This window comes from Xylophilus sp. ASV27, assembly GCF_016428875.1.
Taxonomy (GTDB): domain Bacteria; phylum Pseudomonadota; class Gammaproteobacteria; order Burkholderiales; family Burkholderiaceae_C; genus Xylophilus.
Genome location: NZ_JAELTO010000037.1, coordinates 24,864 through 37,275, shown reverse-complemented (window position 1 = coordinate 37,275; position 12,412 = coordinate 24,864). Strand labels below are relative to the sequence as shown.

The following is a 12,412-nucleotide window of genomic DNA, read 5'->3' as shown; positions in this document are numbered from 1 at the left end:
TGGCCCAGGGTGAGGGCGCGCGGCGATGCGGCGGCCGGCGGCGGGTTTGCCGGTGCCACGGGGGCGACCTGGGCCAGGGCCGGCAGCGCCGCCCCGAGGCAGCAGGCCCGAATCAACTGTCGTATGCTCATGCGCCTCTTATCGGGCGGAGCGACTGACCGTCGCCTGACCGTGCCGTCAGAAACGCCGGCCGCCTGGTACAAACCCCTATCCAATTCCCGCTGCGGCAGCCCCCATGCGCATCCTCGTGGTCGAAGACGACGCCGTCCTGCGGGACATGATGGTGCGCAGCCTGTGCGACGCCGGCCACCGCGTGGACGAGGCCCGCACGGTGGCCGAGGCCGACCATTTCTGGCGCGTCCAGCCCTTCGACGCGGTGCTGCTGGACCTGAACCTGCCCGCCGCCGACGCCGCCGGCCCGGCGCTGGGCAGCGGCCTGGCCGCGCTGCGCGCCGCGCGCAACCGGGGCGACCGCACGCCGGTGCTGGTGCTGACCGCGCGCGACCGTACCGAGGAGCGCATCGCCGGGCTGGACGCCGGCGCCGACGACTACCTGGGCAAGCCCTTCGAGCTGGCCGAGGTCGAGGCCCGGCTGCGCGCCCTGGTGCGGCGCAGCCAGGGCACGCAGGACATCTCCACCGTGGCGTCCCTGGTCCTGGACCGCAAGGCCCGCACCTTCTCGCTGCACGGCATGCGCCTGGAGCTGCCGGCGCGCGAGTTCGAGGTGCTGTGGGAGCTGATGACCCCGCCCGGCCGCGTGGTGAGCAAGCGCGCGCTGTCGCAGAAGCTGTCGGACTTCGACGAGACCCTGGGCGACAACGCGCTGGAGGCCTTCATCTCGCGCCTGCGCAAGAAGCTCGGCGGCAGCGGCGCGGGCATCCGCACCCTGCGCGGACTGGGCTACATGCTGGAGGCGGAGGCGCCTTGAGCCTTCCTGGCGACGCCGCGCCGCGCCCGCCCTCGCTGCGGTCGCGCGTGCTGCAGCACGTGCTGTGGCCGCTGGCCGGGGCCTGGACCGTGGGCGGCGTCGTCTCCTTGCTGGTGGCCAGCGGTTTCACCCAGCGCACCTTCGACCGGGCGCTGCTGGACGACGCCTACTCGGTGGCGACCGGCGTGCGCGCCGGGGTGGAAGGCCTGGAGCTCACGCTCACGCCGCGCGAGGTGAGCACGGTGCTGTACGACCATTCCGAATCGATGTACTTCGCCGTGCGCGGGCCCGACGGCGACCTGGTCGCGGGCCACGCCGGCCTCTACGCGCCGGGCCCGGTGGGCGAGGCCGGCTACCGCTTCTCCGACGTGCAGTACCAGGGCCGCGCCCTGCGCGCCGTGGTGCTGCGGCGCAGCGTGCCGCAGGCCTTCGAGGTGGTCATGGCCGAGACCACGCATTCGCGCCAGGCGCTGCTGCGCAACGTGCTGGTGCTGTCGGTGCTGCCGCAACTGCTGCTGCTGGCGGTGCTGGCCGTCTGGCTGCGCCGCGCCATCGGCCGCGACCTGCGGCCGCTGGCCGCGCTGCAGCACGCGGTGGAGCGGCGCGACGTGCGCGACCTCACGCCGGTGCCGGCCAATGCCTCCACGCGCGAGGTGCGGCGCCTGGGCGAGGCGGTCAACGGCCTGTTCGCGCGCGTGAACGAGGGCGTGCGCATGCAGCGCGAATTCGCCGGCAACGTGGCGCACGAACTGCGCACGCCGCTGGCGGGCATCCGCGCGCTGGCCGAATACGGCCTGGCGCAGAAGGACCCGGCGGTCTGGCGCGCCCAGCTCGAGCGCATCGCGCAAAGCGAGGACCGCGCCAGCCACATGGTCGAGCAACTGCTGGCCATGGCCCGCGCCGACGAGGGCCGCAGCATGCAGCTGCAGCCGGTGCCGCTGGACGAGCTGGTGCGCGACACGGTGCTGCGCTTCCTGCCGCGCGCCGACTCCGCCGGCGTGGACCTGGGCGCGCGCGGCATCGACGACCCGGTGCTGGTGCAGGGCCAGCCGGCGCTGCTCGAAGGCATCCTCACCAACCTGCTCGACAACGCGCTGCGCTACGGCCGGCCGGCCGACGGCACGCAGGCCACCATCACCGTCGCCGTGACCGTGCAGCCCGACGCGATCGGCCTGGCGGTGCTCGACAACGGCCCGGGCATCTCGGCCGAGCGCCGCAGCGGCCTGCAGCGGCGCTGGGCGCAGGGGCCCGAGGGGGTGTGGCTTGGGCAGGGCGCGGGCCTGGGCCTGGCCATCGTCCAGCGCTATGCCGAACTGCTGGGCGCGCGCCTGGTGCTCGACACCGGCCCGCAGGGCCGCGGGCTGGCCGCCGGCATCGTGCTGCCGCGGGCCTGAAGTTTGCTATTGTTTATGTAGCTGAAAGCCTAGAATTTACCTGAGCTACAGGCCTTTTTTGTTCAAAAAACCAGCAGGCAGCCCGCGTGGCGGGAGCCAGGCGCACGAATGCCGTGGCCTGCGCCGCCCAGGGCCGCGTCGGTGGCGACGGGGTGCGCTGTAAAATGAGATTAATTCTTAATCACGGCGTTCTCGGCCGCCCGCCAGGCACGCCTCGCACGCCTGGCCTGCCTTTGTCTTCCTCCCGCAGCACACCATGAGCCCGACCCCCGCGCCCTCTGCGCACCGCGCGGTGCACGCCCTGTACACCGCTCACCACGGCTGGTTGCAGGACTGGCTGCGCCGCCGGCTGGGCTGCGCGCACCGTGCGGCCGATCTGGCGCAGGACACCTTCGTGCGCGTGCTGCTGCGCCCGCAGGTGCTGCCGACGCTGCGCGAGCCGCGCGCTTACCTGACCACGCTGGCCAAGGGCGTCGTCAGCGAGCACTGGCGCCGGCAGGCGCTGGAGCGCGCGTACCTGGAGGCGCTCGCGGCGCTGCCCGAGCCGCATGCGCTGTCGCCCGAGGACCGCCTGCAACTGCTGCAGACGCTCGACGAGATCGACGCGATGCTCGATGGCCTGCCGCCCAGGGCGCGCGAAGCCTTCGTGCTGTCGCAGCTCGAAGGCCTGACCTACGCGCAGATCGGCGCGCGGCTGGCCCTCAGCGAGCGCACCGTGAAGCGCTACATGGCGCAGGCCTTCGAGCGATGCCTGGCGCTGGTGGAGTGAGCGGACCCGCGGCCGTGGCGCCCGACGCCGCCGTCCTGCGTGACGCCGCGCAATGGCTGGTACGGCTGCACTCCGGCCATGCCGACGCCGCGGACCGGGCGGCCTGCGATGCATGGCGGCGGGCCGACCCGGAGCACGAGCGCGCGTGGCAGCGGGCCGAACGCCTGGCGCAGAAGTTCGGTGCGGTGCCGGCGGCCGTGGGCGTGCCGGTGCTCGCGCGAGCGCAGCATTGCAGCCGGCGCGCCGCGTTGCGCATGCTGGCGCTGCTGACCACGGCCGCGCCGGCGGCCTGGATCGGCTGGCGGCTCGCGCCACCGGGCGCCTGGACCTCGGACTACCGCACGGCCACGGGCGAGCGCCGCGCGCTCGAACTGGAAGACGGCAGCCGCGTGCTGCTCGACACGGGCAGCGCCATCGACGTCCGCTTCGACGGCGCGCGGCGCGTCGTGCGCCTGCGCGCGGGCGCCATATCGGTGGTCACTGCGCCGGACCGGCGGGCACCCGGCCCGGCCCGGCCTTTCATCGTGGCGACGGCGCAAGGCCGGCTGCGGGCGCTGGGCACCCGCTTCACCGTGCGGCAGGACGGCGACGAGCGCGATCACGCCCGCCGGCCCGAGGTGCGCCTGGCCGTGACCGAAGGCGCGGTCGAAGTCACCCTGCACGGCGCGTCGGCGCCCGCGCTGATCGTGCCGGCCGGCCGTCAGGCCGTGCTGAGCGGCCAGGGCGCCTTCGCGTTGCAGGACCTGTCGCCCGAAAGCCAGGCGTGGGTCCAGGGCGTGCTGCACGCCGAGAACCTGCGCCTGATCGACTTCTGCGCCGAACTGTCGCGCTATCGCCCGGGCCTGCTGCACTGCGCGCCCGACGTGGCGAACCTGCGCATCTCCGGCGTCTTCCAGTTGCGCGACACGGACTACGCGCTGTCGATGGTGGCCAGCACGCTGCCGGTGCGGATCGTGACGCGCACGCGCTGGTGGGTGATGGTGGTGCCGGCCTGATCGGCGATTTCTTGCTGCCCCTGTCCCTTTTTCGACGCTCGTCGGGCAAGCCATGGAACCGCGCGGGGGGCGCGGCCACAAGGACAGAGGATTTTCATGGCATTGCACCATTCCTGCCGCCGCGGCCGCCGCGGCGCGACCCCGTCGGCCACGGCGGGCCGCCCTTTCGGCCTGACCGGCGTGGCCTGCGGCGTGCGCGGCCTGTGCCTGGGACTTGCGCTCGCCGCGGGCGCCACGGCCATGGCACAGCCGGCGACGACGGCGACGGCGACGGCTCCTGCCGATGCCGCGCGCGTGGGCTACGACATCCCGGCCGGGCCACTCGGCCCGGCGCTGTCGCGCTTCGCGGCGAGTGCCGGCATCACGCTGTCGTTCGAGCCGTCACTGACGGAAGGCCGCACGAGCGCGGGATTGCGGGGTCGCCACGCACTGGGCGACGGCTTCTCGCAACTGCTTGCGGGCAGTGGGCTGGAGGCGGTGCCGCGGGCGGGGGGCGGCTACACCTTGCGCCGGGCGGCGGCGGCCGCGCCGCCACTGGAAGCGCCGGCCGGCGGACAGACGCTGGCCGAGGTCCGCGTGACGGCGCAGGCCGAGCCCGGCGGCATCTCCGAGGGAACGGGCGCCTACGGCGTGCCGGTGTCCAGCGCGGCAACGCGATTGAGCCTGCCGCTGCAGCAGACGCCGCAATCGGTCAGCGTCATCACGCGCCAGCAGATGGACGACCAGGGCCTGCTGAGCATCTCCGACGTGCTGCAGCAGACACCGGGCGTCACCGTGAACCGGGACAACACGGAGGGCTACAGCTTCTACTCGCGCGGCTTCCAGATCCAGAACTTCCTGTTCGACGGCGTGCCCAGCCTGTCGAGCGACGGAGGCAACGTCCGTGACAACTACAGCATCATGGACTCGGCGATCTACGACCGCGTGGAAATCCTGAAGGGCGCCGCCGGGCTCGTCAGCGGGGCCGGGTATCCGGCCGGCGCGATCAACTTCATCCGCAAGCGCCCCACCATCGCGTTCCAGGGCCATGCGTCGATCGGCGCAGGCTCCTGGGACCACGGCCGAACCGAACTCGATCTGTCCGGCCCGCTGGGCGCGGACGGCCGCATCCGGGGGCGCATCGTCGCCGCGGCGCAGCACGCAGGGAGCTTCATCGAGCATCTCAAGAGCCGGCAGGGGCTGGTGTACGGCATCGTCGAAGCCGACGTCGCGGCATCGACCATGCTGTCGCTCGGCTTCGACGTCCAGCGCAACAGGAACAACGCCACGACCAACGGCAATCTGCCGGCCTTCTATGCCGACGGCACCCCCGCGCGCTTCCCGCGCTCGACCAATGCGGCCGACATCTGGGCCTATCGCAACCACGACACCCGGCACCTGTTCGGAACGCTCGACCATGAGTTCGGCAGCGGCTGGACGCTCAAGGCCAACGCCGGATGGCGTGGCTACACCTCGCGCGAGGTGATCGCGGGCATGTCGAGCGCGACGATCGATCCGCTCACGCACGCCGTGGACCACGGCTTCTACCCCGGCGGCGCGGCCCGGTTCGATACGGACACGTGGGAGAAGAGCCTGGACCTCCAGTTGTCAGGCCGCTACGCCCTCTTGGGGAGGACGCATCAGGTCGTCCTGGGCTACAGCCGCGCGCGCACGAACGCGGTGTCGAACCGTTCGGACGGCGACACCGACCCGTCGATCACCGACGCCTTCCACTGGAACAACAATGCCACGCAGCCGACCGCCTACGAATGGTGGTCGAAGTTCGACGTCAACGCGCGCCAGCAGATCGCCTACGCGGCGACCGTTCTCACGCCGTACGAGCACCTGTCGCTGATCCTGGGCGCGCGCGTGACCCGCTATGCATGGAGCCTCGACAGCGTCAATGCCATACCGCGCAGCAGCCGGGCGGCCACCGAGGTCAACGGCAAGCTGACGCCCTACGCCGGCCTCACCTACGACATCGACGGCCGCCACACGGCCTATGCCTCGTACACGGACATCTTCAAGCCGCAGGCCTACAACTTCGACGCCAACAACCGGCAGCTCGATCCGCTGACCGGCAAGAGCTTCGAGATCGGCGTCAAGGGCCGCTACTTCGACAACAAGCTGAACGCGAGCGCGGCGCTGTTCCGCATTCAGCAGGACAACCAAGCCGAGCCGGACCCGAGCGGCGCAACGCGGCCGGACGGCGGCGCCGCCTACATCGCCATCCAGGGCGTGAGAACGACGGGGCTGGAGCTGGAACTCGCGGGCGAGCTGCAACCCGGCTGGCAGCTCAACGGCGGTTACGTCTACCGCGAATCGCACGACGCCAAGGGCCAGCCGGTCAGCACCATTCAGCCCGAACACTTGCTCAAGCTCGCCACGAGCTACCGGCTACCGGCCGCATGGCGCCGCCTGAGCATCGGCGGCAGCCTGCAATGGCAGAGCCGCACCTACTTCACACAGGCCATCGCAGGCGCACCGCGGGATTTCGTGCAACCCGGCTACGCCGTCGCGGGGCTGATGCTCGGCTACGACTTCAGCCGGCAGCTCAAGGCCACCGTGAACTTCTACAACCTCACCGACAGAACGTACTACGCCGGCATCGGCAACTACAACACGGTCTACTACGGCGCGCCGCGCAGCGTCGTCGCCAACCTGAAGTACCAGTTCTGACGGGGCGGCGCCCCCACCCAAAATGCGAGCGGCTGCGCGGTGCTGCCGGGCGTATCGGCGCGGACGGCGGCCAGCCACCTGCGCCTGCCGGTGGGCTGCGACATGCGATGGCCCGGGATTGCTATATTTTTGGTAGCTAAAAGCCCAGGTGATGCCTGGGCTTCCTGCCAAAAACATGAAGGATGACAGGCCCTATGCCAGCGCCGGATAGTCGGTGTACCCGCGCTCGCCGCCGCCATAGAAGGTGCTCTTGTCCGGCGGGTTGAGCGGCGCGTCTTCCTTCAGGCGGCGCACCAGGTCGGGGTTGGAGATGAAGGGCTTGCCGAAGGCGATCAGGTCGGCCTCGCCGCTGGCGAGCTTCTGCTCGGCCAGGGCCTTGTCGTAGTTGTTGTTGACCATCCAGGCGCCCTTGCCGCCGGCGTTGCGGTAGGCGGCCTGGAGCGCGTGGTAGTCGAACGGCCGGTCGGGCAGCTCGCGCGGGCCGCCGGTGGCGCCCTCGATGATGTGGACGTAGGCCAGGCCGAGCGGGGCCAGCTCGCGCACCACGTGCTCGAACAGCGGCTGCGGCGCGTCGTCGTGCACGTCGTTGGCGGGCGTGACCGGCGACAGGCGGATGCCGACCTTGCCGCCGCCGACGTCGTCGACGATGCCGCGCACCACCTCGAGCAGCAGGCGCGCCCGGTTCTCGATGCTGCCGCCGTAGTCGTCGGTGCGGTGGTTGCTGGAGGTCTTGAGGAACTGGTCCAGCAGGTAGCCGTTGGCCGCGTGCACCTCCACGCCGTCGAAGTGGGCGGTCTCCACCGCGTTGCGGGCGGCGGCGCGGTAGGACTTGACGATGGCCGGCAGCTCGCTGGCGTCGAGCGCGCGCGGCGTGGAGGTTTCGGCGAACGAGCCCCGGCCCTGCGCGTCGATCAGGTAGGTCTTGGTCTTGGCGGCGATCGCCGAGGGCGCCACGGGCGCCTGGCCGTCGGGCTGCAGGCTGGTGTGCGAGACGCGGCCCACGTGCCACAGCTGCACCACGATCTTGCCGCCGGCCTCGTGCACCGCGTGGGTGACGCGCTTCCAGCCGTCGAGCTGCTCCGTGCCGTAGAGGCCGGGCACGTCGGCATAGCCCTGGCCCTGATGGCTGATGGCGGTGGCCTCGGTGATCAGCAGGCCGGCGCTGGCGCGCTGGGCGTAGTAGGTGGCGGTGATCGCCTGCGGGATGGCCCCGGGCGAGCGGTTGCGCGTGAGCGGCGCCATGACGATGCGGTTGGACAGTTGCAGCGCGCCTGCCTGCAGGGGATCGAAGAGAGAGGCCATGGGGTCCTTGCGGTGTCGGGGAGGGAGGCTTACTTCAGCAGGCCTTCGGCCTTGAGCGCGGCCTGCACCGCGGGGCGCGCGGCCACGCGGGCATGGTGCGCGGTGACGTTGGGCACGGCCGACAGGTCGACGCCGACCCTGCCGCTCCAGTTGACCACGGTGAACAGGTAGCCATCGGCCACGGAGAAGTGCTCGCCGGCCAGGTAGTCCTTGCCGTCGAGTTGGCCGTTGACGAAGGCCAGCCGGCCGGCGAGCTTGTCGCGCGCGGCCTTCTTCATCTCGTCGGGCGTGGCGGGATTGAACAGCGGGCCGAAGCCCTTGTGCAGTTCGGTGGCGATGAAGTTGAGCCACTCCTGCAGGCGGTAGCGCGCCAGCGTGCCGTTGGCCGGGGCGAGGTTGCGGGTGGGCACCAGGTCGGCGATGTACTGCACGATGGCCGGGCCTTCGCGCAGGCGCGTGCCGTCGTCCATCTCCAGCAGCGGCACGTAGCCCAGCGGGTTGATCGCGTAGTAGTCGCTGCCGTCGGGCAGCTGGTGGGTCTTGGTGGGCGCGGGAATGGCCTCGAAGGCCAGGCCTGCCTCATGCAGGGCGATGTGGGGCGAGAGGGAGCAGGCGCCGGGGCTGTAGTAGAGCTTCATGGTGGTGTGTGGTGTCGGGAAGAAGACGGATGGGAGTTCCCTCGCGATGCTAGCGGCTCCGCTGGATTCGTGCTGGTGCCGGGCCGTGTCCTACAAGCCAATGCGGGCGCGCCCGACCTGCCCGGAAAGTGCCCCAACCTAGGATGCCCCATCGGCGGCGGGCTTGCCGCTTTCTCCCCACACGGAAGGACACATCATGCTCAAGTACGCCATCATCTTCGCGCTCATTTCACTGGTTGCGGGTGCGCTGGGGTTCACCGGCGTGGCCGCCGGCACCGCCGGGATCGCCAAGATCCTGTTCGGGCTGTTCCTGGTGCTGGCCATCATCTTCGTGATTCTGGCGGCGCTGGGCGTGGGGGCGGCGCGCAAGGTGATCAAGTGACGTCTTCCCCGGTACTGCACTTGTCCGCGCGGCAGCAGGGCCGTTCGCGCGGTGTGGAGCCCCGAAGCGTGGTCGGCATGTACACCCCGCTCTGGTATGCGGCCCGCGTGCTGCGCACGACCGCGGCCGACTGGTGGGAGGGCGGCATGCCGCCCGCGCGCGGGCGCCGCCAGCGGGCCTCGGCGGCGGTGGCGCAGGTGGCCGCGCGCGTGGTCCGCCACATCCGGCCGGCGCAGGGGCCCGATGCCGGCCCGCCGCAGAACTGAACCGCGTTTTTCCCTTCTTATTCTTCTTGCGAGCGCCTCCAGGGGCGTGCACCCGTGGACCAGATCACTGCCCTTCGCTGCGACCTCGAATACTCCGTCGGCGCGGACTCGCACTTCTGCTTCAACCTGCAGGCCGTGCGCGGGCATGGGCAGCGGGTGCTGGAAGAAAGCCTGCAGGTGACGCCAGCCCACGATCTGCGCGAGTTCGAGGACCCGGGCAGCGGCAACCGCTTCTTCCGCTGCGACATGGCGCCGGGGAGGCTGCGGGTGCGCTATGACGCGCGGGTGCAACTGCTGCGGCCCGCCCCGGAGGCCGACCTGCCGGAGCGCCCGATCAAGGCGCTGCCCCACGAGGTGCTGCACTACCTCATGCCCAGCCGCTACTGCCAGTCCGACGTGATGGGGCGCGCGGCGCGGCACCTGTTCGGCCAGGTGCCGCCCGGCTATGGGCGCGTGGCCCACATCTGCGCGTGGATCCGCCAGAACATCGTCTACCAGGTGGGCGTGAGCACGCCGCTCACCACCGCGCAGGACGTCTACCTGCAGCGCGCCGGGGTATGCCGTGACTTCGCGCATCTCGCGATCACCTTCTGCCGCGCGCTCAACATACCGGCGCGGCTGGTGGTGGGCTATGTTCACTTCGAGGAACCGCCGCAGGACTTCCACGCCGTATTCGAGGTCTGGCTGGGTGACGGCTGGGTGATGTTCGATCCGACTGAGCTGGCGCAGGCGCACCGCATCGTGCGCGTGAGCGCCGGCCGCGACGCGAAGGACACGGCCTTCGCCACCATCTTCGGCGCGGTCGCCATGACGCGGATGGAACTGCAGGTCAACGAGGACGGCTCGCCCCCGGTGGACGATCCCGATCCGGCGCAAGCCACGGTGCGCATGGCCGCAACGGCCTGAGCTGCCGTCAGCCGCCGCGGCGGAATTCCTGCGGCGAGCGGCCCGTGGCAGCCCGGAATGCGCGGCTGAAGTGCGTGCTGCTGTCGAAGCCCCACGAGAACGCAATTTCCGTCACCGTGCGGTGGGCGTGCGCCGGATGGCGCAGCTCGCGCTGGCAGGCATGCAGCCGCTCGGCCAGGATGAAGCCGGCCATGGTGTACTCGCTGCCGCTGAAAGCCTGGTGCAGCAGGCGCTTGCTGCAGCCGAGCGCCGCCGCGATGCCCTCGATGCTCAGGCCGGGGTCGCGCAGTTCCCGCCGCACGTAGGCGCGCACCTGGTCCTGCAGGGCCGCGCGCCGGCTCTCGGCGCCGGGCTGACCCGCCATCTCCTGCAGGGTCAGGCGTACCGTGTGCAGGATCGGCTCGCCCGCACCCCGGGCCGCCGCCTCGCTCATCTGCGGCAGCTCCTGGTAGGCGCTGCGCATGGTCTGCAGCGCCACCCGCGCGATGCCGCGGGCGCCGCCGACGGGCTGCGCCATGAGGGCGCGCACGGGCAGGCCGCGGCCCAGGCGCGCCATGGGCAGCATGACGATCAGGTGGTCGGAGCGGTCCGGGTTGGCGACGGTGTAGTGCTGCGTGGTGTCGTAGATGGTCCAGTCGCCGTCCTGCACCTCGGTTTCGCGGCCCTGCTGCGACACCACGGCGCGGCCCCGCCAGGGCGCGACGATCTTCAGGTAGCCGGCCTCGCTGGCGCGCGCCATGTCGCCGCTGCGCAGCACGCGGTGGCGGTTGGCCTCCAGCCGCGTCAGCACCACGTCGCCGGCGTGTGACGCGGTGATCCGGCCGTCGAACACGGGGTCGCCGTAGAGGTCGGAGTCGAGCCCGCCGAAATGCTGCCAGACCCATTCGCGCCACAGCGGTGCACGCTCGCGCGGCGGGAGCGGCTCGGTCGAGAAGACGGTGGAGGCGGCCATGGCGCGGGGCAGGGAGGGTGAGCGGACTATGGGCGCGATGCCTGTGGCGGGCGCATGGCATGTTCCAGGGTCAACCCGATGCGCCTTGCGCGCTCTGTCAAGCGGCGCTGCGCCCGCGTGCATGCGCCGCGCCGCCGGCGCTCCTAGCATCGGCGCTCCCCGGCATGCGCCAGCGCACGCAGACGACAAGAGGGACATGCCATGACCGAAACCACCCGCCGCCACTGGCTGCGGGGCGCCGCCGCCATCGGGGCCGCGGCCGCCGAGCCGCAGTTGCTCGTGCAGGGCGCGCCGATCCGCATCGGCTACGCCATCGCCCGCACCGGCTCCTGGGCCGCGGGCGCGCAGGTGAGCCGGGAGCTCAACTACCTGCTGTGGGCCGAGCAGGTCAATGCCGCCGGCGGGCTGGTGGTCAAGGGCGGGGCGAAGCAGCCGGCGCCACCGGCGCGGCCATGGCGGTGCGCTGGACCTACATCGAGCCGGCGGCGGTGTTCAGCCCCTTCATCGGCTTCCAGACGGTGCCGATCGCGCTGATCGGCGGCCCGCTGGCCGCGGCGGTGGTGTTCAGTCTGCTGGCGGAGACGCTGCGGCTGCAACTGCCCTATGCCTACATGATGGTGCTGGGACTGCTGCTGCTCGCCTGCGTGATCTGGCTGCCCGACGGGCTGGCCTCGCTGGCCCGGCGCAGCAGGAGGTCACCGCCATGACCCACGCCCTGCTGGAAGCCCGCGATGTCACCGTGCGCTTCGGCATGGCCTTCGCGGGCCGGGGCCGAGGTCGAGGCGATGGCCCGGCGCATCCGCCGCCTGCGCGACGAGGCCGGCCTGGCCGTCGTCTGGATCGAGCATGCGGTCGCCACGTTGCTGCGCCACGTGGAGCGGGTGCTGGTGCTGCACCAGGGCCGCAAGATCGCCGACGGCGCGCCGGCCGAGGTGGTGCGCGATGCGGCGGTGATCGAGGCCTATCTGGGCGACGAAATGGAAGCGGCGCCGTGAGCGCCTCGCACCTGCGGGTACAGGCCATGGCGGCCGGCTACGCGGGCTTCCAGTTGCTGCGCGACCTGGATCTGGAGGCGGCGCCCTGCATGACCGTGATCTTCGGCCCCAATGGCACGGGCAAGACCACGCTGCTCAAGGCGCCGGCCGGCCTGCTGCCGCGCCAGGGCCCGGCGCTGGTGGCCGAGGGCCGGCCGCTGTTAGCGCAGATGACGGTGGCGGAGAAC

The 12,412-nt window shown here is 71.6% G+C and carries 14 protein-coding genes; 11 read left to right on the top strand and 3 right to left on the bottom strand.

Going from position 1 to position 12,412, the window contains the following annotated elements:
• The first annotated feature begins 235 nt into the window (after positions 1 to 235).
• The 5 genes from JHD63_RS10065 to JHD63_RS10045 all read left to right on the top strand — a co-directional run bounded on the left by JHD63_RS10065 (position 236) and on the right by JHD63_RS10045 (position 6,744).
• Positions 236 to 928 (top strand): response regulator transcription factor, encoded by a 693-nt coding sequence (locus JHD63_RS10065; RefSeq protein ID WP_198970610.1) that lies wholly within the window; start codon positions 236 to 238, stop codon positions 926 to 928.
• Positions 925 to 2,322, top strand: a complete 1,398-nt coding sequence (locus JHD63_RS10060) for a sensor histidine kinase (RefSeq protein WP_198970609.1) — start codon at positions 925 to 927, stop codon at positions 2,320 to 2,322. The genes JHD63_RS10065 and JHD63_RS10060 overlap by 4 nt, the downstream gene beginning before the upstream one ends.
• A 256-nt stretch (positions 2,323 to 2,578) precedes the next feature.
• Complete coding sequence (locus JHD63_RS10055; protein WP_198970608.1) at positions 2,579 to 3,091, top strand: sigma-70 family RNA polymerase sigma factor; 513 nt, start codon at positions 2,579 to 2,581, stop codon at positions 3,089 to 3,091.
• A complete protein-coding gene (locus JHD63_RS10050) occupies positions 3,070 to 4,086 on the top strand; it encodes a FecR domain-containing protein (protein WP_198970607.1) in 1,017 nt (338 codons plus the stop codon). The genes JHD63_RS10055 and JHD63_RS10050 overlap by 22 nt, the downstream gene beginning before the upstream one ends.
• A gap of 96 nt (positions 4,087 to 4,182) precedes the next feature.
• The gene (locus tag JHD63_RS10045; protein ID WP_198970606.1) at positions 4,183 to 6,744 is read left to right on the top strand and encodes a TonB-dependent siderophore receptor; all 2,562 of its coding nucleotides are present in this window, start codon (positions 4,183 to 4,185) and stop codon (positions 6,742 to 6,744) included.
• Between the two features lie 192 nt (positions 6,745 to 6,936).
• On the opposite strand, the gene JHD63_RS10040 is transcribed toward JHD63_RS10045, so the two are convergent.
• Together JHD63_RS10040 and gstA are read right to left on the bottom strand one after the other, a co-directional pair.
• Positions 6,937 to 8,046: an alkene reductase gene (locus tag JHD63_RS10040; protein ID WP_198970605.1), complete on the bottom strand. Its 1,110-nt coding sequence runs from the start codon at positions 8,044 to 8,046 to the stop codon at positions 6,937 to 6,939.
• Between the two features lie 29 nt (positions 8,047 to 8,075).
• Positions 8,076 to 8,684, bottom strand: a complete 609-nt coding sequence (gstA, locus tag JHD63_RS10035) for a glutathione transferase GstA (RefSeq protein ID WP_198970604.1) — start codon at positions 8,682 to 8,684, stop codon at positions 8,076 to 8,078.
• Positions 8,685 to 8,880: 196 nt separating this feature from the next.
• Between gstA and JHD63_RS10030 the strand changes: the two genes are divergently transcribed.
• Genes JHD63_RS10030 through JHD63_RS24965 form a run of 3 tightly spaced genes read left to right on the top strand, consistent with a single transcriptional unit; the run spans position 8,881 to position 10,238 of the window.
• Positions 8,881 to 9,066 (top strand): DUF1328 domain-containing protein, encoded by a 186-nt coding sequence (locus JHD63_RS10030; protein WP_198970603.1) that lies wholly within the window; start codon positions 8,881 to 8,883, stop codon positions 9,064 to 9,066.
• Positions 9,063 to 9,332 carry a hypothetical protein gene (locus JHD63_RS10025; protein WP_198970602.1) on the top strand — a complete coding sequence of 90 codons (270 nt, stop codon included), beginning with the start codon at positions 9,063 to 9,065 and terminating at the stop codon, positions 9,330 to 9,332. Before JHD63_RS10030 ends, JHD63_RS10025 begins: the two co-directional genes overlap by 4 nt.
• A gap of 54 nt (positions 9,333 to 9,386) precedes the next feature.
• Entirely contained in the window at positions 9,387 to 10,238 is an 852-nt protein-coding gene (locus JHD63_RS24965; protein WP_370590464.1) for a transglutaminase-like domain-containing protein, read from the top strand.
• Positions 10,239 to 10,245: 7 nt separating this feature from the next.
• On the opposite strand, the gene JHD63_RS10015 is transcribed toward JHD63_RS24965, so the two are convergent.
• Entirely contained in the window at positions 10,246 to 11,190 is a 945-nt protein-coding gene (locus JHD63_RS10015) for an AraC-like ligand-binding domain-containing protein (protein ID WP_198970601.1), read from the bottom strand.
• 201 nt (positions 11,191 to 11,391) lie between these two features.
• Here JHD63_RS10015 and JHD63_RS10010 point away from each other — a divergent pair, with 201 nt between their 5' ends.
• The 3 genes from JHD63_RS10010 to JHD63_RS10000 are packed head-to-tail and all read left to right on the top strand — an operon-like array spanning position 11,392 to position 12,185.
• Complete coding sequence (locus tag JHD63_RS10010) at positions 11,392 to 11,724, top strand: hypothetical protein (protein WP_370590463.1); 333 nt, start codon at positions 11,392 to 11,394, stop codon at positions 11,722 to 11,724.
• Entirely contained in the window at positions 11,679 to 11,897 is a 219-nt protein-coding gene (locus tag JHD63_RS10005; RefSeq protein WP_370590462.1) for a hypothetical protein, read from the top strand. Before JHD63_RS10010 ends, JHD63_RS10005 begins: the two co-directional genes overlap by 46 nt.
• Before the next feature lie 24 nt (positions 11,898 to 11,921).
• The gene (locus tag JHD63_RS10000) at positions 11,922 to 12,185 is read left to right on the top strand and encodes a hypothetical protein (RefSeq protein WP_370590461.1); all 264 of its coding nucleotides are present in this window, start codon (positions 11,922 to 11,924) and stop codon (positions 12,183 to 12,185) included.
• The last annotated feature ends 227 nt before the right edge of the window (positions 12,186 to 12,412 follow it).